The organism is Pseudomonas sp. FW305-7 (genome assembly GCF_058786735.1).
Window position 1 is genome coordinate 59,203 of record NZ_JBYSZA010000010.1, and the last position, 26,566, is coordinate 85,768.

At 59.7% G+C, this 26,566-nt stretch carries 28 protein-coding genes and 1 tRNA gene; 21 read left to right on the forward strand and 8 right to left on the reverse strand.

The window, feature by feature from the left end:
* The first annotated feature begins 22 nt into the window (after positions 1–22).
* The 3 genes from AC3WMT_RS14335 to AC3WMT_RS14345 all read left to right on the forward strand — a co-directional run bounded on the left by AC3WMT_RS14335 (position 23) and on the right by AC3WMT_RS14345 (position 3,616).
* On the forward strand, positions 23–1,342 hold the full coding sequence (locus tag AC3WMT_RS14335; RefSeq protein ID WP_103304200.1) for a S41 family peptidase: 1,320 nt from the start codon (positions 23–25) through the stop codon (positions 1,340–1,342).
* A gap of 2 nt (positions 1,343–1,344) precedes the next feature.
* Positions 1,345–2,121 carry a divergent polysaccharide deacetylase family protein gene (locus AC3WMT_RS14340; RefSeq protein ID WP_103304199.1) on the forward strand — a complete coding sequence of 259 codons (777 nt, stop codon included), beginning with the start codon at positions 1,345–1,347 and terminating at the stop codon, positions 2,119–2,121.
* A 115-nt stretch (positions 2,122–2,236) separates the two neighbouring features.
* A complete protein-coding gene (locus AC3WMT_RS14345) occupies positions 2,237–3,616 on the forward strand; it encodes a Vps62-related protein (protein ID WP_103304198.1) in 1,380 nt (459 codons plus the stop codon).
* Here AC3WMT_RS14345 and AC3WMT_RS14350 read toward each other — a convergent pair.
* The 7 genes from AC3WMT_RS14350 to AC3WMT_RS14380 form a co-directional block, all read right to left on the reverse strand.
* A complete protein-coding gene (locus AC3WMT_RS14350) occupies positions 3,597–4,352 on the reverse strand; it encodes a substrate-binding periplasmic protein (RefSeq protein WP_103304197.1) in 756 nt (251 codons plus the stop codon). The genes AC3WMT_RS14345 and AC3WMT_RS14350 overlap by 20 nt on opposite strands.
* 73 nt (positions 4,353–4,425) lie before the next feature.
* Entirely contained in the window at positions 4,426–5,196 is a 771-nt protein-coding gene (hisF, locus tag AC3WMT_RS14355; RefSeq protein WP_003220755.1) for an imidazole glycerol phosphate synthase subunit HisF, read from the reverse strand.
* Positions 5,197–5,205: 9 nt separating this feature from the next.
* The gene (gene hisA / locus AC3WMT_RS14360; protein ID WP_003220753.1) at positions 5,206–5,943 is read right to left on the reverse strand and encodes a 1-(5-phosphoribosyl)-5-[(5-phosphoribosylamino)methylideneamino]imidazole-4-carboxamide isomerase; all 738 of its coding nucleotides are present in this window, start codon (positions 5,941–5,943) and stop codon (positions 5,206–5,208) included.
* A gap of 103 nt (positions 5,944–6,046) precedes the next feature.
* Entirely contained in the window at positions 6,047–6,304 is a 258-nt protein-coding gene (locus AC3WMT_RS14365; protein ID WP_103304196.1) for a DUF2164 domain-containing protein, read from the reverse strand.
* Positions 6,304–6,942, reverse strand: coding sequence for an imidazole glycerol phosphate synthase subunit HisH (hisH, locus tag AC3WMT_RS14370; RefSeq protein ID WP_103304195.1), 639 nt, complete (start codon positions 6,940–6,942; stop codon positions 6,304–6,306). Before hisH ends, AC3WMT_RS14365 begins: the two co-directional genes overlap by 1 nt.
* Positions 6,942–7,535 (reverse strand): imidazoleglycerol-phosphate dehydratase HisB, encoded by a 594-nt coding sequence (gene hisB, locus AC3WMT_RS14375; RefSeq protein ID WP_007909204.1) that lies wholly within the window; start codon positions 7,533–7,535, stop codon positions 6,942–6,944. Before hisB ends, hisH begins: the two co-directional genes overlap by 1 nt.
* 269 nt (positions 7,536–7,804) lie before the next feature.
* Complete coding sequence (locus AC3WMT_RS14380; protein ID WP_103304194.1) at positions 7,805–9,469, reverse strand: OFA family MFS transporter; 1,665 nt, start codon at positions 9,467–9,469, stop codon at positions 7,805–7,807.
* A 233-nt stretch (positions 9,470–9,702) separates the two neighbouring features.
* Between AC3WMT_RS14380 and AC3WMT_RS14385 the strand changes: the two genes are divergently transcribed.
* The 12 genes from AC3WMT_RS14385 (at position 9,703) to AC3WMT_RS14440 (ending at position 22,043) form a co-directional block, all read left to right on the forward strand.
* Positions 9,703–10,107 (forward strand): acetyl-CoA sensor PanZ family protein, encoded by a 405-nt coding sequence (locus AC3WMT_RS14385; RefSeq protein ID WP_103304193.1) that lies wholly within the window; start codon positions 9,703–9,705, stop codon positions 10,105–10,107.
* Positions 10,108–10,185: 78 nt separating this feature from the next.
* Positions 10,186–12,408 (forward strand): AsmA family protein, encoded by a 2,223-nt coding sequence (locus AC3WMT_RS14390; RefSeq protein WP_103304192.1) that lies wholly within the window; start codon positions 10,186–10,188, stop codon positions 12,406–12,408.
* Complete coding sequence (gene mutY, locus AC3WMT_RS14395; protein ID WP_103304191.1) at positions 12,405–13,472, forward strand: A/G-specific adenine glycosylase; 1,068 nt, start codon at positions 12,405–12,407, stop codon at positions 13,470–13,472. Before AC3WMT_RS14390 ends, mutY begins: the two co-directional genes overlap by 4 nt.
* Positions 13,469–13,741, forward strand: coding sequence for an oxidative damage protection protein (locus AC3WMT_RS14400; RefSeq protein ID WP_003220737.1), 273 nt, complete (start codon positions 13,469–13,471; stop codon positions 13,739–13,741). Before mutY ends, AC3WMT_RS14400 begins: the two co-directional genes overlap by 4 nt.
* A gap of 103 nt (positions 13,742–13,844) precedes the next feature.
* Positions 13,845–13,920, forward strand: a tRNA-Phe gene (locus AC3WMT_RS14405).
* Positions 13,921–14,326: 406 nt separating this feature from the next.
* Positions 14,327–15,301 (forward strand): 2,3-diaminopropionate biosynthesis protein SbnA, encoded by a 975-nt coding sequence (gene sbnA / locus AC3WMT_RS14410; RefSeq protein ID WP_349306216.1) that lies wholly within the window; start codon positions 14,327–14,329, stop codon positions 15,299–15,301.
* A 5-nt stretch (positions 15,302–15,306) separates the two neighbouring features.
* Positions 15,307–16,338, forward strand: coding sequence for a 2,3-diaminopropionate biosynthesis protein SbnB (gene sbnB / locus AC3WMT_RS14415; protein WP_371919312.1), 1,032 nt, complete (start codon positions 15,307–15,309; stop codon positions 16,336–16,338).
* Positions 16,332–18,107: an FAD/NAD(P)-binding protein gene (locus tag AC3WMT_RS14420; RefSeq protein WP_103304190.1), complete on the forward strand. Its 1,776-nt coding sequence runs from the start codon at positions 16,332–16,334 to the stop codon at positions 18,105–18,107. Before sbnB ends, AC3WMT_RS14420 begins: the two co-directional genes overlap by 7 nt.
* Positions 18,104–18,718 carry a glutathione S-transferase family protein gene (locus tag AC3WMT_RS14425; RefSeq protein ID WP_103304189.1) on the forward strand — a complete coding sequence of 205 codons (615 nt, stop codon included), beginning with the start codon at positions 18,104–18,106 and terminating at the stop codon, positions 18,716–18,718. Before AC3WMT_RS14420 ends, AC3WMT_RS14425 begins: the two co-directional genes overlap by 4 nt.
* Before the next feature lie 17 nt (positions 18,719–18,735).
* A complete protein-coding gene (locus tag AC3WMT_RS14430) occupies positions 18,736–20,160 on the forward strand; it encodes an L-lactate permease (protein WP_103304188.1) in 1,425 nt (474 codons plus the stop codon).
* Positions 20,161–20,187: 27 nt separating this feature from the next.
* Positions 20,188–21,666, forward strand: a complete 1,479-nt coding sequence (locus AC3WMT_RS14435) for an aminotransferase-like domain-containing protein (RefSeq protein ID WP_103304187.1) — start codon at positions 20,188–20,190, stop codon at positions 21,664–21,666.
* A gap of 29 nt (positions 21,667–21,695) precedes the next feature.
* Positions 21,696–22,043: a hypothetical protein gene (locus AC3WMT_RS14440; RefSeq protein ID WP_103304186.1), complete on the forward strand. Its 348-nt coding sequence runs from the start codon at positions 21,696–21,698 to the stop codon at positions 22,041–22,043.
* On the opposite strand, the gene AC3WMT_RS14445 is transcribed toward AC3WMT_RS14440, so the two are convergent.
* Entirely contained in the window at positions 22,040–22,489 is a 450-nt protein-coding gene (locus AC3WMT_RS14445) for a hypothetical protein (RefSeq protein WP_103304185.1), read from the reverse strand. The two genes, AC3WMT_RS14440 and AC3WMT_RS14445, sit on opposite strands and share 4 nt — an antisense overlap.
* A gap of 261 nt (positions 22,490–22,750) precedes the next feature.
* Between AC3WMT_RS14445 and AC3WMT_RS14450 the strand changes: the two genes are divergently transcribed.
* From AC3WMT_RS14450 to vapC, 6 genes are all read left to right on the forward strand, one after another.
* On the forward strand, positions 22,751–23,809 hold the full coding sequence (locus AC3WMT_RS14450; protein ID WP_103304184.1) for a PDDEXK nuclease domain-containing protein: 1,059 nt from the start codon (positions 22,751–22,753) through the stop codon (positions 23,807–23,809).
* Between the two features lie 130 nt (positions 23,810–23,939).
* Positions 23,940–24,851, forward strand: coding sequence for an alpha/beta hydrolase family protein (locus AC3WMT_RS14455; protein WP_249412148.1), 912 nt, complete (start codon positions 23,940–23,942; stop codon positions 24,849–24,851).
* A gap of 29 nt (positions 24,852–24,880) precedes the next feature.
* Entirely contained in the window at positions 24,881–25,294 is a 414-nt protein-coding gene (locus AC3WMT_RS14460; RefSeq protein ID WP_103304182.1) for a hypothetical protein, read from the forward strand.
* Between the two features lie 6 nt (positions 25,295–25,300).
* Entirely contained in the window at positions 25,301–25,753 is a 453-nt protein-coding gene (locus AC3WMT_RS14465; RefSeq protein WP_103304181.1) for a hypothetical protein, read from the forward strand.
* A gap of 164 nt (positions 25,754–25,917) precedes the next feature.
* The gene (vapB, locus tag AC3WMT_RS14470; protein WP_103304180.1) at positions 25,918–26,148 is read left to right on the forward strand and encodes a type II toxin-antitoxin system VapB family antitoxin; all 231 of its coding nucleotides are present in this window, start codon (positions 25,918–25,920) and stop codon (positions 26,146–26,148) included.
* A complete protein-coding gene (gene vapC, locus AC3WMT_RS14475; protein ID WP_103304179.1) occupies positions 26,148–26,555 on the forward strand; it encodes a type II toxin-antitoxin system tRNA(fMet)-specific endonuclease VapC in 408 nt (135 codons plus the stop codon). The genes vapB and vapC overlap by 1 nt, the downstream gene beginning before the upstream one ends.
* Positions 26,556–26,566: the final 11 nt, after the last annotated feature.

A 26,566-nucleotide genomic window follows, 5' to 3' on the forward strand; every position in this document is an offset into this window, starting at 1 on the left:
CAACATTAGGAGTTCGTTCGACATGCTGCATTTGTCCCGCCTTACCTCGCTGGCCCTGACGATCGCCCTGGTGATCGGCGCGCCTCTGGCGTTCGCCGCACAACCGGCTCCGGCTGTCGCTCCAGCAGGCACTGCTGCAACCTCCAAGGCCCCGTTGCCGCTGGAAGAGTTGCGCACCTTTGCCGAGGTCATGGACCGGATCAAAGCCGCGTATGTCGAGCCAGTGGACGACAAGACCCTGCTGGAAAACGCGATCAAGGGCATGCTCAGCAACCTCGATCCGCACTCCGCTTACCTGGGCCCGGAAGATTTCACCGAGTTGCAGGAAAGCACCAGCGGTGAATTCGGCGGCCTGGGCATCGAAGTCGGTTCCGAAGACGGCTTCATCAAGGTCGTCTCGCCAATCGACGACACCCCCGCGTCGAAGGCCGGCATTCAGGCCGGTGACTTCATCGTCAAGATCAACGGCGCGCCGACTCGCGGCCAGACCATGACTGAAGCCGTGGACAAGATGCGCGGCAAGATCGGCCAGAAAATCACCCTGACCCTGGTGCGCGACGGCGGCACGCCATTCGACGTGACCCTGGCCCGCGCCGTGATTCAAGTGAAGAGCGTCAAGGCGCAATTGCTCGAATCGGGCTACGGCTATATCCGCATCACCCAGTTCCAGGTCAAAACCGGCGAAGAAGTTTCCAAAGCCCTGGCCAAGCTGCGCAAGGACAACGGCAAGAAGCTCAACGGCGTCATCCTCGACCTGCGCAACAACCCGGGCGGCGTGTTGCAGGCAGCGGTGGAAGTGGTCGATCACTTCATCACCAAAGGCCTGATCGTCTACACCAAGGGGCGGATCGCCAACTCGGAACTGCGCTTCTCGGCCACTGGCAAGGACGAAAGCGAAGCGGTGCCGATGGTTGTGCTGATCAACGGTGGCAGCGCCTCGGCCTCGGAAATCGTTGCCGGTGCCTTGCAGGATCAGAAACGCGCCGTGGTCATGGGCACCACCAGTTTCGGCAAGGGCTCGGTACAAACCGTGCTGCCGCTGAACAACGACCGCGCACTGAAGATCACCACGGCGTTGTACTTCACGCCGAATGGCCGTTCGATCCAGGCCCAGGGCATCGTTCCGGACATCGAAGTGCGCAAGGCGAAGATCACCAACGAAGCGGACGGCGACTACTTCAAGGAAGCCGACCTGCAGGGTCACCTGGGCAATGGCAACGGCGGCGCCGACAAACCGACCGGTTCCGGCGCCAAGGCCAAGGCCATGCCGCAGGATGACGATTACCAACTGGCCCAGGCCCTGAGCCTGCTCAAAGGGCTGAGCATTACGTCCGGCCGCTGAGGATGTCTCTGCGTTTCGTCTTCGTTCTGTTGTGCTGTCTGGCGGGTGCTGCTCATGCAGAGCCCGCTGGTTCGACACCTCACAAAGCCTACCTGACACTGATCATCGATGACCTGGGGCAAAACCTGCCCCGGGATCGCCGCGTGCTGGCCTTGCCCGTCCCGGTGACCACGGCGATCATGCCCGACACCCCGCACGCCACCGAATTTGCCCGGGAAGCCCATCGCGCCGGCAAAATCGTGATCCTGCACATGCCCATGGACCCGGCCACCGGGCCGTATGCCTGGCACCCCGAACTGCCCATCGAAGAACTTGAAAAACGCCTCAACGCCGCTTTCAAAATGGTCCCCTACACCGCCGGCATCAATAACCACATGGGCAGCCGCATGACCGCGCAACCAGTGGCGATGGCGTGGTTGATGGCTGAATTGCAGCGCCGCCACAAGTTCTTCGTCGACAGCCGCACCAGTGCGCAAACCGTGGCGGCGCAACAGGCGCAGAGGATCGATCTGGCGAGCGTGTCGCGGGATGTGTTTCTCGATGACGAGCGCACCGAAGCGGCAATTTTCAGCCAATTGCAGACGGCGATCAGCCTGGCGCACAAACAAGGATCGGCGGTGATGATCGGCCATCCGTACCCGCAGACCCTCGCTGTGCTGGAGCGCGAGCTGCCCAAGCTCAAGGCTCAGGGCATCGAATGGATCGACATCAAGCAAATGATCAGCGTGCGCAGCAATCGCGCTATGGCCGGTCATGGCAAAGACGGCGTGTATCGGTAACACGCGGTCACCACGCAATACATAGTTACCGCCAGAGGTTGGGCCTACATCCGGATAGTTAGACCTGCAACAGGTCGCGACTCCCTGAGTCGCCTTTCAACTATCAGGAGTGACTATGACGACGCATGACGATACCGCTGTGCCAGCCGGGCAAATGGAGCCCATCCGCCACGACAACCTGCTGATCAACTTCACGACGGAGTTTCTCCGCATCTGGGACACCCACGGTTCACGGGCAAAAAAGGCCGCGATCTGGCGTCCGACCCCGGCCGCTGATGTGCTTCCCGGCTATTTTCCATTGGGCGACGTGCTCATAGATAACCACGACAACATCACTGGCAGGCATATCGTGGCCGTGGTTTGCGAGGCTGATACACCCAGCGCAGATCCTGCCAAAGGCAAAGCACTATGCCGGCCTGTCGACTACGAACTGATCTGGGAAGACACCGGATCGGGATCGAAAAAGGACGGAGCGATCTGGCGCCCCGTTCCTCCCGAAGGTTACGTGGCGCTGGGATCGGTATGTTCCGACGGCCATCAAAAACCTTCTTTCAACGCCGTCCGCTGTGTCCGTGCCGACCTTGTGATCGCTTCTGGTCTCAGTGAACAGACATGGAATGACAGGAGCAGCGGCGCTCGAAAAAGCATCAGCACCTGGAGCGCCATTCCGCCATCGGCACCAGCGGATGAGATTTACTTGGTGCCCGGCACCTTTGTCGGCTGTAGCGGTTATTCCAGACCCGACAACTTGTTCGCCTATTCGCTGCGCATTCGGATTTCGCTCGAGGTCAATCCTGCCCCCACCTTGCCCGTGCTCGACAGTGAAATACCTCCCTGTGCGCAGGTACCTGAACACCCCACACAGACCGCTAGGCTTCCATGGTTCGCGGTGAAGGACCCACAGCTTTCCAGACGCGAGCAACTGCGAGAGTCACCTTTCTATCTTCTGCAACGCACGGATTACTATCAGCTCGTCGGCCATTGCAAGAACGGCCAAGATGACGCCAGACCGATTCGCTGGACGGCACCCCGCGCCCAGAGATCGGAAAACCTGCGCACCTTCACCCAGCTCACCTCGATCGAGTTCGGCGCTCAATGGCAAAGCAACGCTCGCCAGCCGTTCCTGTTTTCGGCGCGGTTGAACAATGCTTTTACCCAGTGCGAAATTCAGTCGAATGAATGGCTCAACCCCGCGCCAATCGAGGTCGCTGCCGTTATGGCAAAAAACAGCTCGATAGGGGTCTATCTGATGCAAAGTGATTATGTGCTGCTACGCGCGGACGGTACGCACGTTACCGACGACGTCAGTTACACCGATGGCAACAGCTTGCACATCAGCCAATACACGCCGACGGAGCCTGAAGTAATGGTTGTGCCTTTGGTTGAACCGGCAGTGCAGGCGATCATCGATACGCCATCGGCAGACAACGAGGTCACCGCGCCATTACCAGAGCCGGAGCCAGACTTGCCGAACGCTACAGATACCTTGCCATGATGTCGTCAACCACGCCTTCTCTGCGCAACTGATCGAGCGCAGCCTGAAGCTTGGCCACAACTTCGTCGGAGACGTCCTTGTTCAGCGCCAGATACAGCTCGGCGCTGTTGAAACGCAGCACGGTCTTGAGTCCGGTCACGCCATCCTGCCGCGCCAGATAACGGCCGGCAGGATCGCCGGTTGCCCACAGATCGATCTGACCGTTGACCAGTTTCTTCGCATTGTCCTGATCACGCAGCACGACCACTGGCTTCAAGCCCTGCTTGGTCAGCGTCTCGGCAATCGCATCGCCCTTGTAGGCACCGATCCGGTACTTGCGCGCGTCATTGAGGGTTTCGAGGGTGATCTTGCTGTCAGCCTTGGCCAACAGGATCCAGTCGTCGGGGCCGATCGGGCCGACCCATTTGAAGAGTTTTTCGCGATCCGGCAGCCGCGCCATCACGAACGCACCGTAACCGGGGTTTTCCAGGGCCAGTTTGTAGACGCGCTCCCAAGGGAAACGCAGGGTCAGGCTGTAGGTGATGCCGGCGCGCTGGAACATCTCGCGCACGATGTCGGTGGCAATGCCGTTGATGTTCTCGCCCTGAGCGAAATTCTTGCCGTTCTTGGCCATGTTGTACGGCGGGAAGTTTTCGGTGAGGAGCACCAGATCGGTGTCAGGACTGTTTTCGGCCCGGGCAGTATTGAGCAGCAACACACAGGCACTGGCGAGAACAAGAAGCAGGCGTTTGATCATGTCGGGCTACCGAAATCCATGGCGTGCCCAAGAGTGCCTTGGGTACGCCATGCTGTCCACTGGCCTGTACGGTTTAGCGCATCACAATCCCGCGTTGCGCCATATACGCCTTGGCTTCCTGCACGGTGTATTCGCCGAAGTGGAAAATACTCGCCGCCAACACGGCGCTGGCATGACCTTCGAGGATGCCGTCAGCCAGATGCTGCAGATTGCCGACACCGCCGGAAGCGATCACCGGAATGCCCAGAGCATCGCTGATGGCGCGGGTCACGCCGAGGTCGAACCCGTTTTTCATGCCGTCCTGATCCATGCTGGTCAGCAGGATCTCACCGGCGCCGAGGCCTTCCATTTTCTTCGCCCACTCGACCGCGTCGAGGCCGGTCGGCTTGCGGCCGCCGTGGGTGAAGATTTCCCAGCGCGGGGTTTCGCCGGGGCCGGAGACTTTCTTGGCGTCGATGGCGACGACGATGCATTGCGAGCCGAAATGCTGCGCTGCTTCACCAACGAATTCCGGATTGAACACAGCTGCGGTGTTGATCGAGACCTTGTCGGCACCGGCATTGAGCAGGTTGCGGATGTCCTGCACGGTACGCACACCGCCACCGACGGTCAGCGGAATGAACACCTGGCTGGCCATGCGCTCAACGGTATGCAGCGTGGTGTCGCGGCCATCGACGCTGGCGGTGATGTCGAGAAAGGTAATCTCGTCGGCACCCTGCTCGTCATAGCGACGGGCGATTTCCACCGGGTCACCGGCGTCGCGGATGTTCTCGAACTTCACACCTTTGACGACCCGGCCGTTGTCCACGTCCAGGCAAGGGATGATGCGTTTGGCCAGCGCCATGGTCAGTCCTCAGCCTTGGTACGAATCGCAGAAAGCTTGCGCTTCGGCGACGTCGAGAGTGCCTTCGTAGATCGCCCGGCCAGTGATTGCACCGATGATACCCGGCGCCTTGGCGTCGAGCAGCGACTTGATGTCACCGAGATTGTGGATGCCGCCGGAGGCGATCACCGGGATCTTGGTGGCAGCGGCCAGTGCGGCGGTGAACGGCACGTTGCAGCCCTGCATCATGCCGTCTTTGGCGATGTCGGTATAAACGATCGAAGACACGCCGTCGGCTTCAAACTGCTTGGCCAGATCGATGACTTGCACGGTGCTGATTTCAGCCCAGCCATCAGTGGCGACAAAACCATCCTTGGCATCCAGACCCACAATGATCTTGCCCGGGAACGCACGGCAGGCTTCAGCGACGAACGCCGGATCTTTCACGGCTTTGGTGCCGATGATCACGTAGCTCACGCCCGCCTTGACGTAATGCTCGATGGTTTCCAGCGAACGGATGCCGCCGCCGATCTGGATCGGCAGGGTCGGGTAGCGCTTGGCGATCGCGGTGACCACTTCGCCGTTGACTGGCTGACCTTCGAACGCACCATTCAGATCGACCAGATGCAGACGACGGCAACCGCCCTCCACCCACTTGGCAGCCATGCTCACCGGGTCATCGGAGAACACTGTGGAATCTTCCATGCGGCCCTGGCGCAGACGTACGCAGGCACCGTCTTTAAGATCGATAGCGGGAATAATCAGCATGCTTTTTCCTTCGTCAAAAGAGCGGCAAGCTGCAAGCCATAAGCTGCAAGCGCGCACGCGCGTCTATCTCTTGCAGCTTGCAGCTTGACGCTTGCCGCTGCTCTTAATTTTTTTCGAGCGCCCACAGGTCGCTTTCGATGCTTTCAAACCGCTCCTTGAGGTGGGTCTGCACATCGAAAATCGCCCTGTTGTAATAGTGCGGAGCAATTTCGCGGGTAAACAGCTCAAGAATTTCCGCCGCTTCAAACGAGCCGAGGTCGAGTTCGAATCGATCCTCCATGAAGCGTTTGATCTTGTGATTGGCCTCGCTCTCCTGCTCGGGAGTGAGGGTCAGGATCGGCGGTTTCTTCTTGATAGCCATTACCAGCGACCGTCCCACGCCGCGAAGTTCTGCAGCAATTGCAGGCCATGGGTATGGCTCTTCTCCGGATGGAACTGCACGGCAAAGCGCGAGCCTTCGGCCAGCGCTGCGGCGAAATCGACACCGTAATGACCGCCGCCCACCACCTGACGGGCGTTGGCGGCGGCGATGTAGTAGCTGTGCACGAAGTAGAAACGCGCCATGTCCGGAATGTCATGCCACAACGGGTGGCTGACCTTCTGTTTCACTTCGTTCCAACCCATGTGCGGGACTTTCAGGTGTTCGCCGTCCTCATGCAGGTCTTTGCCGAAGAACTTCACCGCGCCCGGGAACAGGCCGATGCAGTCGACGCCGTCGTTCTCTTCGCTGCTGTCGAGCAAGGCTTGCATGCCGACACAGATGCCGAGGAACGGACGATCCTGGCTGACTTCACGCACCAGCGAGTCGAAACCGAGACGACGGATTTCCGCCATGCAATCGCGAATCGCGCCGACGCCGGGGAATACCACGCGGTCGGCTTCGCGGATCACGTCCGCATCGCTGGTGATCAACACCTTGCCGGCGCCGACGTGCTCGAGGGCCTTGGCCACCGAGTGCAGGTTGCCCATGCCGTAATCTATAACTGCAACCGTCTGCATTACAGAACGCCTTTGGTCGATGGCATTTGCCCGGCCATGCGCTCATCCAGCTCCACGGCCATGCGCAGGGCGCGGCCGAAAGCCTTGAACACGGTTTCGATCTGGTGGTGGGTATTGGTGCCGCGCAGGTTGTCGATGTGCAGGCTGACGAGTGCGTGGTTGACGAAGCCCTGGAAGAATTCCTGGAACAAGTCGACGTCGAAGCCGCCTACGGTGGCGCGGGTGTACGGCACGTGCATCTGCAGGCCTGGGCGGCCGGAGAAGTCGATCACCACACGCGACAGTGCTTCATCGAGCGGCACGTAGGCGTGGCCGTAGCGACGGATGCCTTTTTTGTCGCCGATGGCTTTGGCGAAGGCCTGGCCGAGAGTGATACCGACGTCTTCCACCGTATGGTGGTCGTCGATATGCAGATCGCCCTTGCATTCAATATCCAGGTCGATCAACCCGTGACGGGCGATCTGATCCAGCATGTGCTCAAGAAAAGGAACACCGATATCGAATCGGGCCTTTCCGGTGCCATCAAGGTTGATCGAGGCTTTGATCTGGGTTTCCAGAGTGTCGCGCTCGACAGACGCCTTACGTTCGGCCATCACCAGCTCCGCAAAATCATTGGGCGAAAAAGGCAGCCATTATAGGCACGCGGGGCCGAAACAGAAACACGAGACGTGACATGGCAGACGGATAGAACCCCCGGCTGTCGCGGGTAGACATGTCCATACAAGCCATTACAGGCACCCCAAAACGACTGTAGGAGTGAGCCTGCTCGCGATGAGGGCCTCACAGTCAACATTTCTGTGACTGTCAGACCGCTATCGCGAGCAGGCTCACTCCTACAGGGGTACTGCGTTTTACCAATTACTTAGTGAAACAGTACCGCCGTTTTCTGCAGGGTCACCCACACACCCCACGCCAACGGAATACCCACCACCAGCCACGCAGCCACCGCCAACGGCTTGCTGCCCGGCGCGGCTTTCCATTCCAGCACGGTGGTGGCGTCAGCACCTTTGTCATGACCCAGTGCCTGTTCGGCCGCCAGCTCAGCGTCGGTCATGAAGTACTTGTCAGCCACCGGGCGTACCAGCATGTTGCAGAGGAAACCCAGCACCAGCAGGCCGGCGAGGATGTACAGGGTGATGTCGTAAGCCGCCGCGCGTTCCACGCCGATGCTCAGCTGATACTCACGCAGGTAGTTCACCAGCACCGGACCGAGCACACCAGCTGCCGCCCACGCCGTCAGCAGACGACCGTGGATCGCGCCGACCATTTGCGTACCGAACAGGTCGGCCAGATACGCCGGAACCGTCGCAAAACCACCGCCGTACATCGACAGGATGATGCAGAACGCCGCCACGAACAGCGCAACGTTGCCCAGATGACCGAGGTTCGGGATCAACGCATACAGGGCAAAACCCAGAGCGAAGAACACGAAATAGGTGTTTTTGCGGCCCAAGTAATCCGAGAACGATGCCCAGAAGAACCGGCCACCAATGTTGAACAGGCTCAACAGACCAGTGAAACCGGCCGCAATCGCGGCGATCGACGCCAGTTGCCCGGCATCCAGCTGACCGAACGGCACGTCAACACCCAGCAGTTTGCCGCCGAACACTTCCTGCAGCAGTGGCGAAGCCATGCCGAGGATGCCGATACCCGCCGATACGTTCAGGCACAGCACCAGCCAGACCAGACGGAATTGCGGGGTTTTCCACGCGACATTCACGTGCACGTGACGGTGAGTGATCATCGAGTTCGAAGCTTTTTTCGCCGGAGCCGTCCAGCCTTCAGGCTTCCAGCCAGTTGGCGGTACGCGGTAAGACAGTGCGCCGCCGATCATGAACACGAAATAGATCGCGGCCATCACCAGGAAGCTCTGCCACACGCCGACGCTGGTTGGCGAGGCGAAGTGGCCCATCAGCGCTGCGGCCAATGGGGCACCAACCATCGCGCCGCCACCAAAGCCCATGATCGCCATGCCGGTAGCCATGCCGCGCTTGTCCGGGAACCACTTGATCAGGGTCGACACCGGCGAGATGTAGCCCAGGCCCAGACCGATACCGCCGATCACACCGGAACCGATCCACATCAGCCAGATCTGGTGGGTATAAATACCCAGCGCCGAGATCAGCAGGCCGCCGCACCAGCACAGCGCCGATACGACACCGGCCTTGCGTGGCCCGGCGTGTTCCAGCCAGCCGCCCCAGATCGCTGCCGAGCAGCCGAGGAAGATGAAGAACAGGGTGTAGATCCAGCCGAGCATCGAGATCGGCCAGTCGCATTGCGAAGAAAACACTTGTGCGATGAAGCTCATGTCCGGCGCGCAAGCCACTGGCGCTGTGATGCCCAACGCCTTGGACAGCGGCAGCCAGAACACCGAGAAACCGTAGGCCATGCCGATGCACAGGTGAATGGCCAGAGCGGCCGGTGGTACCAGCCAGCGGTTGAAACCGGGCTTGGCGATGATGCGTTCCTTGGACAGGAACGCGGGCTGGTCGGCTTTGACGCCGTCCGCCGTGATGCTCGTGCTCATTGTGTATCCCCCAATTATTAGTATGGTTCGCCAGCCACTGTTCACCCTCGGCCTTAATGCACGCAGGCATGACCGTTTTTTCAGGTGAAGCTCCTTGAAGGCGCGACGTTAAGTCGCAGAAGGACGGACGAACCGGCGAAGGTTACCATTTGCACGTGACAGAAAAACCAAACTGATATCACCTTTTTCATGTCACCTGATCTCCTGCACAGGACATTTCCTACGGAGCCACCATGCCAGTCATCGTTCAGACGCTTGAAGACGCCAGTTATCAGGACCAGCAGGATTTGCAGAAGATTTACCGCGATGCGCCCGATTGGCTGTTTGCGCCGTTCTCCGGCGAGGCCGAGCTGATCAAAAGCGCCTTGGCTGACGGCTGTTTTATTGCCGGACGTTTCAATGACCGCTTGCTCGGCGCCGCACGTCTGACAAGGCACCCCGAGGTTTGGTACTTGTCGCATTTATGCGTACGAAAAGTTACCCGACGCCGTGGGGTTGCCGAGCGGCTGGTGAACCAAGCGCAGAAAATGGCGTCGCAAGCGGGGGCAGAACTGCGTCTGCTGGCGCCTGCCGGGCATCTTGAAGCCCAAGCCATCGCCGCCAAGTTACAGGTGCCACTGGCGGTGCTGGCAACATGACTTCAACCCGAACCGGGCCGTTGCAGCGCTATACTCCCCGGCTAAATTACGAATTCGACTAACTACAAGGACTCGCCCATGAAAGCGTTCGGCAAAATCCTGGGTCTGGTACTTCTCGGGCTGTTGCTGATCATCGTGGCGGCAGGCTTTGCCCTGACCCACCTCTTCGATCCCAACGATTACAAAGACGAGATCCGCCAGATAGCCCGCGACAAGGCCCACATCGAGCTGACGCTCAATGGCGATATCGGCTGGAGCCTGTTCCCGTGGCTCGGCCTGGAATTGCACGAAGCCAGCGTCGCCACCCTGGCCAAGCCTGCCGAACCGTTTGCCGACCTGCAGATGCTCGGCCTGTCCGTGCGCGTGCTGCCGCTGTTGCGCCGCGAAGTGCAGATGAGCGATGTGCGCGTCGAAGGCCTCAACCTCCGTCTGAACCGCGACAAGAACGGTCACGGCAACTGGGAAGATATCGGCAAAGTGCCTGTCGCGGCCGGCACAACGCCGCCAGCCACCCCCGGCGAACCCGCCAGTGACACGCCGGTCGCGGTGGAAAAACCCGCGCAGCCGATCCGCCTCGACATCGACAGCCTGACCGTCAACAACGCCCGTGTTGAGTACAACGACGAACTGACCGGCAAGCAGTTCAGTGCCGAAAGCATCCAGTTGAGCACCGGCCCGGTGCACGATTCGACCAACATTCCGGTGAAAGCCACAGCCTTCCTCGGCACTAATCAGCCCGTGCTGCGGGTGCGTACCGAACTCACGGGTGAACTGCGCTTCGAGCGCGCTCTGCAACGCTACAAGTTTGAAGACCTGAAGCTTTCCGGCGAACTGGCCGGTGACCCGCTCCAAGGCAAGACCATGACCTTCTCCGCTCAGGGGCAGTTGCTGCTGGATAAAGCCGCGAACGTCGCCGAATGGACCGGCATCAAGATCTCCGCCAACCAGTTGCGCGCCTTGGGTGAACTGAAAGCCAACGACCTCGACAAGACCCCGCAGATCACTGGCGGCATCTCGATCGCGCAGTTCGATCTGGCGAAATTCGTCGACAGCATCGGCCAGAAACTGCCGGCCATGGCCGAGGGCAGCCTGAGCAAGGTCGAACTGGTCAGCCGTGTTTCGGCCACGCCAACCAGCGCCGCGTTCGACAACATCAACCTGAAGATCGACGACAGCAGCTTCAGCGGCCGCATCGCCGTCGAGGATTTCGCCAAGCAATCGCTGCGGGCGATCCTCAAGGCAGACACCTTCAACGTCGACCGCTACCTGCCGCCGAAATCGGAAAAAGCCACCAGCGCCACGCAAGTGCGTCAGGCCGAAGTCGCCAGCACCGAAGCCGATGCCATGGCCGGCGCAGGCTCCACGCCGCTGCCGGACAAACCGAGCAAAAGCGCCTGGAGCACTGATCGTCTCCTGCCGGTTGAACGCCTGGCCAAGCTCGATGTGGATGCCGACCTGACTTTCGGCCAGTTGACCCTCGACAAATTGCCGATCCAGAACGCCGCACTCAAAGCCACTGGTCAAGGCGGCTTGCTGACCCTCAATAATCTGAGCGGCGAACTGTACAACGGCGGCTTCGAAGCCAAAGGCACCCTCGACGTACGCCCGAGCGCGCCAGTGCTGAACCTGCAGACGAAGATCAACCGCGTACCGGCGGAAAAAATACTCGAAAGCCAGGGCAAGAATCCGCCGGTCAAAGGCCTGGTAACCCTCACCAGTAATGTCACCGGCAGCGGCAACAGCCAACAGGCACTGATCGAAACCCTCAACGGCAACGCCAGTTTCGTGATCAACAACGGCGTGCTGCTCAACGCCAACCTTGAGCAGCAACTGTGCAAAGGCATCGCCACGCTCAACCGCAAAACCCTTAGCGGCGAGCCACGCGGCAAGGACACCCCGTTCCAGGAACTCAAGGGCAACCTGACTTTCCGCAACGGCATCGCCAGCAACCCGGACTTGAAAGTGCGCATCCCGGGCATGACCGTCAACGGTGACGGCGATATTGACCTGCGTGTGCTCGGCATGGACTACCGCGTCGGCATCATCGTTGAGGGTGACACCAGCGCCATGCCGGATCCGGCCTGTCAGGTCGGCGAAAAGTTCGTCGGCATCGAGTGGCCGCTGCGCTGCCGTGGCCCGCTGGAACTGGGCGCCAAGGCCTGCCGTGTGGACAACGATCGACTCGGTCAGGTCGCGACCAAACTGGCTGGTGACAAACTCAGCGAAAAAATTAACGAGAAACTCGGCGACAAGGTCAGCCCGGAATTGAAAAACGCATTGAAGGGGCTGTTCAAGCGATGAGAGCGGAGCAGTTTTCACAGGCGGTGCTGGAGTGGTTCGACCGCCACGGCCGCCACGATCTGCCTTGGCAGCAAGATATCAATCCGTATCGGGTGTGGGTGTCGGAGATCATGTTGCAACAGACGCAAGTCAGCACCGTGCTCAACTATTTCGACCGTTTCATTGCCGCGCTGCCGACGGTTCAAGCGCTGGCCGAGGCGCCGGAAGACGAAGTACTGCACCTGTGGACGGGCCTGGGTTATTACACCCGCGCGCGCAATTTGCAGAAGACCGCGAAGATCGTCGTCAGCCAGTACGGCGGCGAGTTTCCGCGTGACGTCGAAAAGCTTACGGATCTGCCAGGCATTGGCCTGTCCACTGCAGGCGCCATCGCGAGCATCAGCATGGGCTTGCGCGCGCCGATCCTCGACGGCAACGTCAAACGCGTTCTGGCGCGCTTTACCGCGCAAGAGGGCTACCCCGGCGAGCCCAAGGTCGCCAAACAACTCTGGGCCAACGCTGAGCGTTTTACGCCGTACGATCGGGTCAACGCCTACACCCAGGCGATGATGGATCTGGGCGCCACACTCTGCACGCGGAGCAAACCGAGTTGCCTGTTGTGCCCGCTGGAACGTGGCTGCGAAGCGCACATGCTTGGCCTGGAGACGCGCTACCCGATTCCCAAGCCGCGCAAAGCCATTCCGCAGAAACGCACGCTGATGCCAATGCTCGCCAATGGCGACGGCGCGATTCTGCTTTATCGCCGTCCGTCGACAGGCCTGTGGGGCGGCTTGTGGAGCTTGCCGGAACTCGACGACCTCGACGACCTGCAACATCTCGCCGATCAGCACTCGCTGACCATGGGCGAGCAGCAGGCGCTGCCAAGCCTTGTCCACACCTTCAGCCATTTCCAGCTGTCCATCGAACCTTGGCTGGTTCAGGTGCAGGAGGCCAGCCATCACGTGGCCGAGGCCGACTGGCTCTGGTATAACCTCGCCACCCCGCCGCGCCTGGGCCTCGCCGCCCCGGTCAAAACCTTGCTCGAACGCGCGGCTGCCGTATTGAATGCAGGAGAGTCACCATGACCCGCACCATCATGTGCCGTAAGTACAAAGAAGAATTGCCCGCTCTGGAACGCGCTCCTTTCCCGGGCGCCAAAGGTCAGGATATTTTTGATCACGTCTCCGCCAAGGCCTGGGCCGACTGGCAGAAACACCAGACCCTGCTGATCAACGAAAAACGCCTGAACATGATGAACGCCGAAGATCGCAAATATCTTCAGGGCGAGATGGACAAGTACTTCTCCGGCGAGGATTACGCCAAGGCCGAAGGCTACGTTCCGCCTGCCGAGTAAACCCGCAAAATCGGGGGTCGGATCGTAAGCGACGGAATTAATTTAAGAAATTTTAAAAAAGTCGTTGACGTAAATCCGAAAAACCCTTTTAATGCGCCCCGTTGCCCAGATAGCTCAGTCGGTAGAGCAGGGGATTGAAAATCCCCGTGTCGGCGGTTCGATTCCGTCTCTGGGCACCAAATACCGAAAACCCTGAATCGCAAGATTCAGGGTTTTTTTATGCCTGCGATTTGATCATGCCTCCCTACTCGCCCTCTCCCTCTCGATACACCCATCCCCACCTGTACTGAAAAATACCCGAAATCTGTATCTCTCCCCTTGTAGGAAATTTCGCCAGTATTTCTCCAAGCCTTGGCGAGCCAATGACTGGCTCTACTTTGCGCCCCGCAACACTCTCGGCCCTTGAGGTCGTCAGAGCGCAAAACCTGATTTTTTGAATAGATCGGCGTTCACCGCAAGGTCACTTCCTGTCCAGCTAAAAAATCTAAAAACCAAACAGGCGAACTGCATTTACTGCTTTTCAAACATTCCAGGATGAATGCTGGCGCCCCCGTGCGCCCGGCAAAAGAGCGAAACGGACGACGTATGATCAAGCAACTTATCAATGAAGATAGTTATGTGCAGATTGGAGAACTTTGCAGCGCAAGGATCCAACTGAAAATCGAAGGACTGAATCCTGCCGGATCGATAAAACTCAAAACCGCACACGCACTGATTACCGATCTGGAGAATCAGGGGCGGATTTCCCATAAGACACGCCTGGTCGAGTCTTCATCGGGGAATCTGGGGGTTGCGCTGGCCATGGTCTGCGCCGCCAAGGGTTACAAGTTTGTCTGTGTGATTGACCCGAATATTTCTGCGCCAAACAGGAAGCTCATGCAGGCACTCGGCGCCGAGATGATCATGGTTGATCAACGTGACGAAAACGGCGGTTACCTTAATTCGCGCATTCGTTTGATCGAGCAACTGGTCGCGGAGAACCCGGATTACATCTGGCTCAACCAGTACAAGAATCCGACCAATCCCCTCGCCCACTATCAAGCGACCGCGAAGTCCATTGCCCATAAGTTTCCCCATGTGGATTACCTGTTTGTCGGCGCCGGCACTACCGGCACGCTGATGGGCTGCAAGAACTACTTCGCCGAACATCATCCACAGACCAAAGTCATCGCTGTCGATACTGTCGGCTCGGTCACGTTCGGCCTGCCGGGGGGCACGCGGCATATCCCGGGTCTGGGCACCAGTCGCCTGCCAGAGATATTCGAGGCGTCCGGGATTCACGACTTCCTGTCGATTCCCGAGGAACAGACGATCAAGGTCTGCCGCTGGCTGGCGCAACGCTACGGCCTGCTCTTCGGCGGCTCCACCGGCACCGTCCTCGCGGGCATCCAGCAATGGGCGCCGCACATCCGTCCCGACGACGTTGTCGTGGCGATCTCGCCCGACATGGGTGAGCGCTACCTCGAAACCATCTATTCCGACGACTGGGTCACCCAGCGTATTGGCGCAGCGGCGCTGCAACCCCTTTTCCCAGAAATCGCTCTGGCACTTTCGGCGTAATTCCCATGACCACACAGAACCCGATCCAACCGTTCCACGTTATCCCCGGCGCAGTCGTCAAGGACATCCTCAACGGCCTGCGGCAGGAAGCCATCGAGATCGTCGCGCAGACTTACCTGACCCACGAACGTGGCGAAACCGTTAACCCTGACAGTTACTTCCTGCGCTTTCCGGCGGAACCGGCGAACCGGATCATTGCGTTGCCGGCGGCCATCGTCGACAGCGAGGGCGATCAGTCCGTGTCCGGGATCAAGTGGATTGCCAGCTATCCCGACAACATCAAGTCGGGCATCCCGCGCGCTTCGGCGGTATTGATCCTCAACGATCCGGACACCGGTTATCCCTATTCGCTGCTCGAGGGTGCGTTGATCAGTGCTGTGCGCACTGCCGCATCGGCGGTGCTCGGCGCGTGGTGGCTGAATGGCCAAAGGAAAAGCGCGCCAAGACTTTCGATCATTGGTGGCGGGGTGATTTCGCGAAACATCCTTGAGACGTTCATCGCCGACGACTGGTCGTTCGACAGCGTGGGGATCCACGATCTCAACGCCGAATCAGCGCAAGCGCTGTCAGCGTTTGGCAAACAGCTTGGGGTTCCGGATGTACAGCTGCTGTCGCTGCAAGACGCACTCAGCGCCGACATCGTGGTGTTCGCCACCAGCGCCGGCGAGCCTTATGTGAAAGGCAGCGGCACTTTCCGTCCGGGGCAGATCGTCCTGAACATTTCGCTGCGGGATATCGGCGCAGAAATCATCGAAGAAAGTTACAACTACTTCGACGATGTGACCCATTGCCTGAAGGCCAATACCTCGCCGCACTTGGCCGAGCAGCAGTACGGTCATCGCGACTTCGTTACCGGCACCGTGGCGCAATTGATTCGCGGCGATCTGCAAGTCGCCACAGACAAACCGCTGATCTACTCGCCATTCGGCATGGGCATCCTCGATCTGGCGATTGGCCGGATGATTCACGACATCGCCGTCAAGGACGGCTCGGCGGTCGCCATCCCGTCCTTCTTCGGGGAGGAGCGCAGATGGTGAAGGCACCTCTGCTTATCGGCCTGGTGGGCTGCGGATCGCGCGGGCTATCGATTTTCGAACGCCTGCTGAGCGTCGCCGAGGAGCGCCCGGAGCAATCGGTCGTCATCGATATTTTCGAGCCCAATGTGCTCGGTAGCGGCGCGCACTGGCCGGATCAGCCGGACTATCTTTTGCTCAATACTGTCGCCGGTCAGCTCGGGGTATTCCCCGACGCGGCGGCATTTGGAAGTCTGGCGGATGCACGCGAAAGGCCGGGCGCGGATTTCCTGACGTGGTGCCGTGAGCAGCGCATCAAGGTCGATCCCGACAGCGGCTTGCTCGCCGCCGATGGACGCGATGTCGAGGCGCAGGACTTTTTGCCGCGTCATCTGCTCGGCGCTTACTTGGCGGATGCCTTTGCGCAAATCCTCGCCACCGCGCCGAGCTGGGTCAGCGTGAACCTGCATCAACAGGCAGTGACGGCGGTCGAACGCAATGCGGCTCAGCAGTACGCTCTGCAAACCGCATCAGGCGAGGCGGTGGCGGTGGATCGGCTGATTCTGACGGTCGGCCATACCGGTCGCCTGCGCCTGGCTGATCGCAACCGCATCGAGGACGTCTACCCGCTGCCTGGCAGCCTCGACACCATCGAACCCGGCGAAACCGTGCTGATTGAAGGGCTGGGCCTCGGCGCGATGGACACCCTCGCGGCGCTCACCTCGGGCCGCGGCGGTCACTACAAGCGCATGGCCGATGCCAGTCACGCGTATCAACCGTCAGGTCGCGAGCCGGTGATCTTTATCCAGTCGCGGGACGGCCTGCCTTTCCGCACCCGCCCCAACGGCCTGATCGAGTTCCCGCGTCATCAAGCCGTGCTGCTCACCAGCGCGCGCATCGAATGCTTGCGGGCCGATGCACCGAACCGGCAGCTGGATTTCGAGCAAGACATCCTGCCGCTGATGCTGCTGGAGATGCGTGCGGCGGCCGTCGCTGTTCTGCATGAAAACCCGACGCAGGTACTTGAGCAACTCAGGAGCGTCAGCGTTGCCGGGCCTGCTGGCGTTGTCGCCTGCGAAGCGTTGCTGCGCGATTACGAAGCAAACGGCGGCGCGATCAATCCGCAGGCGTTGATCTGGCATGCACTGCCGGACAATGTCACGCCGCACAACTATCACGCCTGGATCTACGACACGCTCGAAGCCGACTTGCAGGAGTCGCGGCTGGGCCGTGGGGCGTCGGCGATCAAAGCGGCCATCGAAGTCTGGCGTGATCTGCGTGACCGACTGCGTGAAGCGGTCGACTTCGACGGGCTGACCGACGCCTCCCACCGGCAGTTCTATGGTCGTTGGCACAAGGCGATCAACCGCCTCGTCGCCGGCCCGCAGAAAGAGCGCCACGCCGACCTGCTGGCCCTGTGTGACGCCGGTCTGCTGACGTTCCTCAAGCCTGGCTCTCGACCGGCGATAGACCACTTCAAGCGTGTCGCCGGCTATGTTCAGAGCAGCGGCGTGACCAACAGCGACTGCGCGCCGGTACGCGACCTGGCGCGCCTTGGACTGATCCGCCCGCGTACCGACGTGCCGGGCATCGACGGCATTGATGTCGACGCGGCGTGTCATCCCAAGTCGAGCGCGGGCGAGCCAGTGCGCAACCTCTGGGTGCTTGGCCCGCTCGCCGAAGGCTCTTGCTACTACAACCACTACGTCACATCAGCGGGTGCGCCCTCGCGCCTGTTCATGGACGCTCATCGCGCCGCCACTGCAATTCTTGAGGCAGGTACTCCCGCATGAAACTTTACTACCAGACGCACTCACCCTACGCCCGCAAAGTGCTGGTGCTTGCCCACGAACTCGGCATCGCTTCGAGCCTGGAAGTGATCCATCACGAGACCAGCCCGACGTCGCCGAACGAGGTTATCTACAAGGCCAATCCGTTGGGCAAGGTGCCGGTGCTGATCCTCCCTGACGACAGCGCGCTGTTCGATTCCATCGTGATTTGCGAGTACCTCGACGACCTGAGCAACGGCTTGAAACTCATCCCGGCCAGTGGCCCCGAACGCTACAAGGCCCTGCGCCTGCAGGCGTTGGCGCAGGGCATGTGCGATGTCGGCATCAAGCTGCGCTGGGAAGTCGAGCGTCGCCCGGAAGCCTTGCGCTATCCGGCCTACGCCGAGGGTCAGGCGTTCAAACTCAAAGAGGCTTATCGCTTCATCGAAGAGCACGTCGATCTCAATGGTCCGATCACCATTGGCCACATCGCCCTGGCGACCGCACTCGACTGGATCGCCTTTCGCCAGCTATCGGACTTTTCCGCTCAGACACGCCTGACCGAGTGGTATCAGACTTTTTGTGAGCGCCCCTCCATGCGGGCGACCGAGTACAGCGGGCAGACTCACGATTAAGTTAAGGAAAACTGTGTATGAGCTCTCTCTTGTTACAAATGTCACCGATCGCGCTGGTGATCGCGCTGATCCTGATCGTCCGCCGACCGCCGGTTCAAGCCGCGCTGGCAGGCGTGGTACTGGTGCTCGTGCTATGGGCATTGGGCGCTGCCGGACCGGTGTCGGCGGCCATCAGCTCAGCGATTTTTCAGGACACCACGATCCTGTTTCTCAGCACCGCGTGCGTGATCGTGCCGGGGCTGGCCTTCGTCATCCTGGTCGAGCGCGGTGGTGCGCCGCAGGCCATCGGCGCCTGGGTCAAGGAGTTGGGCTGGACCCCGCCGGCGCAAGTCATCTTCATCGTGCTGGGCCTGGCGCCGCTGCTTGAAGCGATGACCGGTTTCGGTGTCTCACTGATCGCCACGGTGCCGTTGTTGATGGGCCTGTTCACCCGTCAGTCGGGGATGAAAATCGCCCTGGCGGGCATGGTCATCATGCCGTGGGGCACCTTGGGCCTGGCCACGGTGATTGGTGCGCTGCTGGCGCATCTGCCGGCAGAAACCCTTGGCAGTCATTCGGCGCTGATCAGTGCCCCAGTGTTCCTCTGCCTCGCAGCGATCGCCCTGTGGCAGGGCGGCATCCGCACGGTTTCACCATGGCTCGGGCTGATCGTGGTAACGGCGCTATTCGTGGCGGTGCTGTTCTCCATCAACCTGTGGATCGGCCCGGAAGTGTCCGGGGTGCTGGCGGGTCTTGCCGTGGCCTGCGTGGGCCTGGGCATCTCCTACGCACAACGGAAGAAACTGGTGCGCTGGCCGAACGCGGCGTGGCCTTACCTGGCTTTGCTTGGGGTGATCGTTGCCTCGCGTGGCGTGTTTGTTCTGTCGGGCTGGGATGCGCTGTGGATCGTCAAAGGCGAGCACGTTTCCTGGAAGCCTTTGGCATCCCCGGGGCTGGCGCTGCTGATCGTCACCCTGCTGATGGCAATCAAACAAAGCGCGGCGACGGGTTTCCCGTGGCGCGCACTGTTCAACCGGGCGAAGTTTCCGGTTACGACGATTTTCCTGTTCCTGCTGCTTTCCCAGGTCATGGTCAACGCCGGATTTCTGGTCGAGGCACAGCGCACACTGCAATCGTTGTCGGGGATTTCCCTGGCGCCGACCATCGCCTTGCTGGCGGGGATCGCCGGTTATGTCACCGGTTCCAACGTCGGCGGCAACACCCTGGTCATGCCGTCCATCGCCGCACTGAGCAGCGAACACGGAGCGTGGCTGGCGGCGATGGTCAACAGTGCCGCCGGGCATGGTGCGCTGGGATCGCTATCGATTCTGTCGCTGATCATCGGGCTGGCGGGTGCCAACCGGCAGGAGGAGCACAACCTGATCCGATTCGCCTTCGGACTGGTGGCCCTCAACATCGTCATAGTTGCTGCAACGGGAATCGTTTTGCTCTACTTTCTCTGAATTGTTTCGAGACATAACAGAGAACTTATGGACAGGTTTGATTTACCGGACAAGCGCTGGCGGATCGTCAAGGACTGGATTATTCGTCAGATCGACAGTGGTGAGTGGGCAGCCGATGCAAAACTGCCCTCGATCCGCACCCTGGCGAGAATGTTTGAAACCAGCATTACCACCGTGCAACGCGCGTTGGCGGATCTGGAGGCCGATGCTTACGTGTCGACCAAGCCCCGCATCGGCTATTTCGTTTCGGCCTCGGGGCAGGCAAAACCCGCCAGCGGTTTTGATTTCTCCAGTGTCACCGTCAACGTCAATCATGCGGTGGTGGCGATGCTCTCCGAGGCGGCTTCACGCACCACCGCCTCGTTGAACTCAGCCGTTTTGCACAGCGATCTCACGCCCAATGTGCTACTCAACAAATGCCTTTCAGTGCTGGCCGGCAAGGCTGACAACTCGCTGACTGGCCTGGTCGCGCCACCCGGCCTGCCGGCACTGCGACGGCGTATTGCCGGGCTGATGCTGACGCGCGGCGTGGTCTGCGGGCCGGACGATATTCTGGTGACCTCGGGCGACACGATTGCCCTGGAACTGGCACTCGAAGCCGTCGCACCGCGAGGCGCTACGGTCGCCATCGAAACCCCGACCTATTACGGCATCCTGCAGACCATCGAACGTCTGGGCATGCGCGCCCTGCCGATCCGCACCCACGGCAAACTGGGCCTGGACGTCGATCACCTCGAAGAAGCGCTGAAACTGAAAAAGGTCTCGGTGATCTTTCTCAACCCGACCCTGCAGAATCCCCGTGGTTTCATCATGCCCGATGAAACCCGCGCCCGACTTTCACACATGGCCCGCGAAGCGGACGTGCCGATTATCGAGGACGACATCTTCTTCGATCTGGTGCCGGAAACAGAGCGCCCGCGCGCCATCAAAAGCTACGACACCAGTGGGCAGACGATTTACTGCTCGTCGTTCTCCAAGACCATCGCCCCCGGTTATCGCGTCGGCTGGTGTCTGGCCGGCAAGTACCGCAACGCGATTCTGGCGCAAATGTTTTCGCGCAATCTGGCGGTGTCCAGCCTTGCGCAAAATGTCCTCAACGAATTTATCGGGCGCGGTTACATGGACGAGCACTGCGCCAGGCTCAGGTCGCAACTGTCATCGCTGGCAAGTTTTGTCGAGGGGCTGGTGCGCACGGACTTCCCTGCGGGAACCGTGTACGTGCCACCGCGTGGAGGTTTTATTCACTGGATCGAAATGCCCGCACACACCGACATGCCGGCTCTGCAAGCGTTCGCCACCGAACGCGGTTGCCACGTCGCCGGCAGCGGAATTTTCTTCGCCGACGGACATGCGACTACGGGCGTGCGCATCTGCCTGGGTACAGCACTGACCCCAGGCGTGATCGAGATTCTGAAGGTGATTGCCGAGTGCGCGCACCTCGCCGGGCGACCGTCGCCTGTGCGGCAGCCACTGATTGAGCAACAGGAAGAACCGGCGGTTTCCTGACCGCGAAAGGACGTTCGCAGAGCTAACTCATGAATCAGAAAAGAACCCGCATCCCCCTGCCCCATCCGCCGCCGTATCGCCAAAGCCGCCTGTCGATATGCCTGACGATCCTGTTCAGCGTGTTTCTGGTATGTCTGGGTGGGATGCTCTGTTACCTGGTCATCGATGGGTTAGAACAGGGCTCCATCACCATGATCACCCGTGGCGGCCCGGCCAGGACTTATACCCTCGCGGCCCAACCGCGCCTGTATTGGTTCGAGATCGTCTGGCAGGGATTGTTCGCGCTGCTGTTACTGGCCGCAGGACCGGGATGGTACTGGGTCAATCGTATATCCCGGCCTGCTGCCCAGCCAAAGCGCAAAGCCAAAACCCGCTAGCTGTTGTCGTTCCAGTGGAACACCAGATTGCGCGCAGCACCGCCGCCAACATCCGTGACATCCTGCCGTGTCTCGCCCTTACGCGTGGCCACGACGGTGTATTTGCCGGGTGGCAATTGCACGTACACCAGTGGTCCCGTCTGACTCAGCGTCAGCACGATTTGCCCCGGGGCCTGTTGAATCGTCACATCGACGTCGGCGGTGTACTCGTCTTGCGCGCCGACCGCAAACGTCATGTGCAGGTTGTAACCGCTGGATTGCTGAATGGCTTTCGCCTCATCCTCACCGATCCCGCCGGCCAGATACCGGGTGCCATTTTGCTGTTGTTGCTGCACTTGCACACCCGTGCTGTCGACGGGCTCAAGACTGCCGGCCTGCAGCATCACCGGAAACAACAATGCGGCAACCGTAGCGACGGACAGCACGAATGAAAGAACGCGTTTCATGAGAGTGACTCCCGGGCTCTCGTAGAGCCCAACCGTTACCCTGCATTGGATCGGCGGCAGGCAGATCGCGTTTTAGAATGATTCGAACTTGGGCCGTGTACGAAACGGACTACAGACCAAAGTCACCGAAAGCCCCCTTCGCCAGCAACGTCCTGCAACACCCATCCCGTCTTCCTGCTGACTTCACAGGCGCGCCCGACATCCTTGGGCAACGACTGTCGGCATGCTTGTGCTCCTGTTTCCAATGACGTGGAAGACCTGATGAGCAAGCTTGAACCTGCTGACACGCAAGATCCGAAAATCGATTCACTGTTGGGTGAACTGGGCGAGCTGATTCGCCAGTCACGGCAAAAAGTGCTGCGTGTGGTCGATACGATTCAGGTTCAGACCTGCTGGCAGACTGGCCGGCATATCGTGGAGTTTGAACAGGAAGGCGCCCGGCGCGCTGGGTATGGCAAGCAGTTGCTGGCCATACTGGCGAAGGATCTGACGGTTAAATTCGGGAAGGGATTTGATGAGACCAACCTGCGCAAGATGCGCCTTTTCTATCGGACCTTCCCAATTCGAGACGCACTGCGTCTCGAATTGAGTTGGACCCACTATCGCCGGCTCCTGCGGGTCGAAAGTGCCAAGGCCCGCCAGTGGTATATGGACGAATGCGCCACCCTCAACTGGTCGAGCCGCGTCCTCGACCGCCAGATCAATACGATGTACTACGAGCGCCTGCTGATGAGTCGGGACAAGGCGGGTGTGGTCGAGGAAGCCACAACCAACATCGCAGCGATGCACTGCAATCCGCGAGAGTTCATCCGCGACCCGGTGATCCTCGAGTTTCTCGGCTTGCCCTCCCCGGGCAAGGTCAATGAATCGGGGCTTGAACAAGCGCTCATCGATCACCTGCAAAGTTTTCTGCTTGAACTGGGCAAAGGCTTTTCCTTTGTGGCCCAACAACAACGCATCAGCGCAGGCGGTTCGGATCTGTACATCGATCTGGTGTTTTACAACTACCTGCTCAAATGCTTCGTGATCATTGATCTCAAACGCGGCCAGCTCAGTGCCGGTGATGTCGGGCAGATGGACATGTACGTACGCATGTACGACGAACTCAAGCGCAGTGAAGGCGACCGTCCCACCGTCGGGATCATTTTATGTGCGCAGGACAACGAGGCGGTCGCACGCTACTCAATACTCAAAGGCAATGAACAACTGTTCGCCAGCAGCTACAAAAAGGTGCTGCCAAGTGTCGAAGAACTACGAGCGGAGCTGCAAAAAGAACAGGCGTTGATCGAGGAACGCTTACTCAGCGAATCCACTGAGTAAGCGCTGCGGATTGTCCCCTGGATGCGCCGAGACTATTGTTGGCAGCTACCCGCGAAGATCGAGTGCCATGAGTTCTCACGACACGCCCGAATTGGAAAGTGTGCAGCGCAGGGCATCAGCAGCCGCTGAGATGCAGGGTGAAGCCTTCAAGGAAACCGCTGCCGACGGTTTTGTCCTTGGCGGTTTCACTTGGCGACATGCCCTGCCCGACATCCAGCACCCGGTGGTGATCATCAACGCCGCCACTTCCGTGCGCTGCCGTCATTACTCGCGTTTCGCCGCTCATCTGTTCGCCAATGGTTTCGACGTTATCACCTACGACTACCGTGGCATCGGCGAATCGCGCCCCGACTCGATGAAAGGATTGCACGCCTCATGGACCGATTGGGGAGCGCTGGATTTCGAGGCGATGCTCAAACGTGTGCAGCGAGAGTTTCCCGGTCAACCCATCGACGTGGTCGGGCATAGTTTTGGTGGCTGTGCGGCGGGCCTCGGTGAATCCGGGCAGGTCATCCGACGGCTGGTCACCGTTGGCGCTCAGTTCGCCTATTGGCGCGATTACGCCCCCGAGCAGCGCTGGCGCATGTTCGGCAAATGGCATCTGCTGATGCCGCTGCTGACGCTGTTCTGCGGCTACTTCCCCGGCAAACGCCTTGGCTGGCTGGAGGATACGCCAACCGGCGTTGTGCGCGACTGGAGCACGCCTGCCCCGCGTTTCGAACGGCGCCCAAGCGGTCGCGCCCTCATGGAAAAACGCGGCGCTCTGCCCTTCGACAATGTCCGTGCTCAAACCCTGGCGATCAGCATCAGCGACGATCCCTACGGCACTGTTTCGGCCATCGAACGCCTGCTCGCCTACTTCACTAACGCCTCGAAAACCCACCTGCGCATCGAACCGCAGGACATCGGCGAGCAACAAGTCGGACATTTCGCCTTTTTTCGCAGCGCATACCAAGCCACACTATGGCCCATCGCTCTGACCTGGCTGCAAACCGGTGAATTGGCCCCCGACACACCCGGGCGGCAAATTCCGCGCAGCTGAGCCCAACCAACGCACCACGGAACAACATCATGGCCTCCGCCAACAAGCAGCAAAAACGCGCCGCCCGGGCCAAGACCAAGGCCAAACAGAACCGCAGCAAACGCGCCGAAGCGCCGGTCGAGCTGGACCCGAACGACGACCGCATCGACTTCGAGTCGGTGGATCTGACCGAGCTGTTCAAGAAAATGATCGACGCCGAGAAGATCAGCCAGCAAGCCCTGTGCACCGCGTTCCTCGAAGACCCGTTGCTGGAACTGGTCTATGAGCAGGAAGGCGAAGAAGGCGCGATGGACTTCATCCTCGCGGCGCTGATCGAGTATCGCCAGTGGTCGAAAGAAACCGACGAGGCCGGCGCATTGGCGTGGATCGAATCCCCGGCCTTCCAGGCCGACTATGTAGCAGCGTCCGACGCGATCGCCGCACAAACCCAACAGAAGAACTGAGTTCCCATGGCATCCCTGAACAAGCAACAGAAACGCGCCAAACGCGCCAAGGCCAAAGCCAAGCAAATCCGTATGGTCGGGCGTAAGCCGCTGGATCAGGACGAAGACCTCGGTCACCTCGCCGAGCCGATCCCGGATTACACCCTGGCGATGTTCAGCAAAATGCGCGACGCCGAAGCCATCAGCCGCAACGAGATGCTGTTGACGCTGCTGCGCGAACTGGCGTTCATCATCGTTGATCATCCAGAACTGCTGGACATGGAAAACGCCGACAACGAAGGCATGGCCGCCACGCACCTGGCCGCCGACATGCTGATCGACTACCGCATGTGGGCAGAAGGCGTAACGATCGAAGAAGCCCAGGCCTGGCTGAGCGAACCACAGTTCATCACCGATTTCGGGGTTGCGCTGGATGCTTATGGCAAGTCGGTGGAAGCACAGGAAGACAAGAGCGAATAAACCACGCTCACAAACAAAAACGGCCGCTAGTCATCACTCACAGCGGCCGTTTTAGTTTGGATGGCTTGGTTACCCTTTGTCCGATGACAATGTATATCCCATTGACATATCCCAAGCTCAACCTATCCTGAGCTCATCGCAGGAGCAGACCTTGGAGGTCAAATATGGAACAGACCACAATTTTCATGAGCAATAGAAGTCAGGCAGTTCGACTGCCAAAGGCAGTTGCGATGCCCGGCGACGTTAAACGAGTGGAAATCATCGCGATTGGCAGAACACGCGTCATTACGCCTGCTGGAGAAAGCTGGGATAGCTGGTTTGATGGCGACAGCGTCACCCCTGATTTCATGGCTGACCGTGAGCAACCCGCTGATCAGGAGCGCGAGTCGTTCTGATGATCAAATACATGCTGGATACCAACATCTGCATCTTCACCATCAAGAACAAACCACAAATTGTCCGGGAAGCTTTCAATCGACATTCCGGGCAGTTGTGCATCAGCGCTATCACGCTCATGGAGCTTATTTACGGTGCTGAAAAGTCCGCGGCCCCAGAAAAGAATCTAGCGGTTGTCGAAGGATTCGTTGCGCGATTGGAAATCTTGCCTTTCGATAATGACGCAGCAGCACAGACCGGGATGATTCGATCTGAACTTGCGAAAGCGGGAACACCCATTGGACCGTACGACCAAATGATCGCAGGCCACGCACGGTCGCTTGGACTTATCGTAGTCACGAACAATGTGCGGGAATTTGAACGTGTTTCCGGATTGCGTATTGAGGATTGGGTTCATCCCGTCTGAGCAAAGCTCTC

What these genes read in the sequence shown, in the direction of transcription:
- AC3WMT_RS14445 (WP_103304185.1), bottom strand. Translation starts at nt 22,489, where the DNA reads ATGAAACGCGTTCTTTCATTCGTGCTGTCCGTCGCTACGGTTGCCGCA.
- sbnB (WP_371919312.1), top strand. Translation starts at nt 15,307, where the DNA reads ATGACCACACAGAACCCGATCCAACCGTTCCACGTTATCCCCGGCGCA.
- AC3WMT_RS14390 (WP_103304192.1), top strand. Translation starts at nt 10,186, where the DNA reads ATGAAAGCGTTCGGCAAAATCCTGGGTCTGGTACTTCTCGGGCTGTTG.
- hisA (WP_003220753.1), bottom strand. Translation starts at nt 5,943, where the DNA reads ATGCTGATTATTCCCGCTATCGATCTTAAAGACGGTGCCTGCGTACGT.
- AC3WMT_RS14420 (WP_103304190.1), top strand. Translation starts at nt 16,332, where the DNA reads ATGGTGAAGGCACCTCTGCTTATCGGCCTGGTGGGCTGCGGATCGCGC.
- AC3WMT_RS14425 (WP_103304189.1), top strand. Translation starts at nt 18,104, where the DNA reads ATGAAACTTTACTACCAGACGCACTCACCCTACGCCCGCAAAGTGCTG.
- vapB (WP_103304180.1), top strand. Translation starts at nt 25,918, where the DNA reads ATGGAACAGACCACAATTTTCATGAGCAATAGAAGTCAGGCAGTTCGA.
- hisB (WP_007909204.1), bottom strand. Translation starts at nt 7,535, where the DNA reads ATGGCCGAACGTAAGGCGTCTGTCGAGCGCGACACTCTGGAAACCCAG.
- AC3WMT_RS14335 (WP_103304200.1), top strand. Translation starts at nt 23, where the DNA reads ATGCTGCATTTGTCCCGCCTTACCTCGCTGGCCCTGACGATCGCCCTG.
- AC3WMT_RS14400 (WP_003220737.1), top strand. Translation starts at nt 13,469, where the DNA reads ATGACCCGCACCATCATGTGCCGTAAGTACAAAGAAGAATTGCCCGCT.
- AC3WMT_RS14455 (WP_249412148.1), top strand. Translation starts at nt 23,940, where the DNA reads ATGCAGGGTGAAGCCTTCAAGGAAACCGCTGCCGACGGTTTTGTCCTT.
- AC3WMT_RS14440 (WP_103304186.1), top strand. Translation starts at nt 21,696, where the DNA reads ATGAATCAGAAAAGAACCCGCATCCCCCTGCCCCATCCGCCGCCGTAT.
- sbnA (WP_349306216.1), top strand. Translation starts at nt 14,327, where the DNA reads ATGATCAAGCAACTTATCAATGAAGATAGTTATGTGCAGATTGGAGAA.
- hisH (WP_103304195.1), bottom strand. Translation starts at nt 6,942, where the DNA reads ATGCAGACGGTTGCAGTTATAGATTACGGCATGGGCAACCTGCACTCG.
- AC3WMT_RS14460 (WP_103304182.1), top strand. Translation starts at nt 24,881, where the DNA reads ATGGCCTCCGCCAACAAGCAGCAAAAACGCGCCGCCCGGGCCAAGACC.
- AC3WMT_RS14385 (WP_103304193.1), top strand. Translation starts at nt 9,703, where the DNA reads ATGCCAGTCATCGTTCAGACGCTTGAAGACGCCAGTTATCAGGACCAG.
- AC3WMT_RS14345 (WP_103304198.1), top strand. Translation starts at nt 2,237, where the DNA reads ATGACGACGCATGACGATACCGCTGTGCCAGCCGGGCAAATGGAGCCC.
- AC3WMT_RS14350 (WP_103304197.1), bottom strand. Translation starts at nt 4,352, where the DNA reads ATGATCAAACGCCTGCTTCTTGTTCTCGCCAGTGCCTGTGTGTTGCTG.
- AC3WMT_RS14340 (WP_103304199.1), top strand. Translation starts at nt 1,345, where the DNA reads ATGTCTCTGCGTTTCGTCTTCGTTCTGTTGTGCTGTCTGGCGGGTGCT.
- AC3WMT_RS14430 (WP_103304188.1), top strand. Translation starts at nt 18,736, where the DNA reads ATGAGCTCTCTCTTGTTACAAATGTCACCGATCGCGCTGGTGATCGCG.
- hisF (WP_003220755.1), bottom strand. Translation starts at nt 5,196, where the DNA reads ATGGCGCTGGCCAAACGCATCATCCCTTGCCTGGACGTGGACAACGGC.
- AC3WMT_RS14435 (WP_103304187.1), top strand. Translation starts at nt 20,188, where the DNA reads ATGGACAGGTTTGATTTACCGGACAAGCGCTGGCGGATCGTCAAGGAC.
- AC3WMT_RS14465 (WP_103304181.1), top strand. Translation starts at nt 25,301, where the DNA reads ATGGCATCCCTGAACAAGCAACAGAAACGCGCCAAACGCGCCAAGGCC.
- mutY (WP_103304191.1), top strand. Translation starts at nt 12,405, where the DNA reads ATGAGAGCGGAGCAGTTTTCACAGGCGGTGCTGGAGTGGTTCGACCGC.
- vapC (WP_103304179.1), top strand. Translation starts at nt 26,148, where the DNA reads ATGATCAAATACATGCTGGATACCAACATCTGCATCTTCACCATCAAG.
- AC3WMT_RS14365 (WP_103304196.1), bottom strand. Translation starts at nt 6,304, where the DNA reads ATGGCTATCAAGAAGAAACCGCCGATCCTGACCCTCACTCCCGAGCAG.
- AC3WMT_RS14380 (WP_103304194.1), bottom strand. Translation starts at nt 9,469, where the DNA reads ATGAGCACGAGCATCACGGCGGACGGCGTCAAAGCCGACCAGCCCGCG.
- AC3WMT_RS14450 (WP_103304184.1), top strand. Translation starts at nt 22,751, where the DNA reads ATGAGCAAGCTTGAACCTGCTGACACGCAAGATCCGAAAATCGATTCA.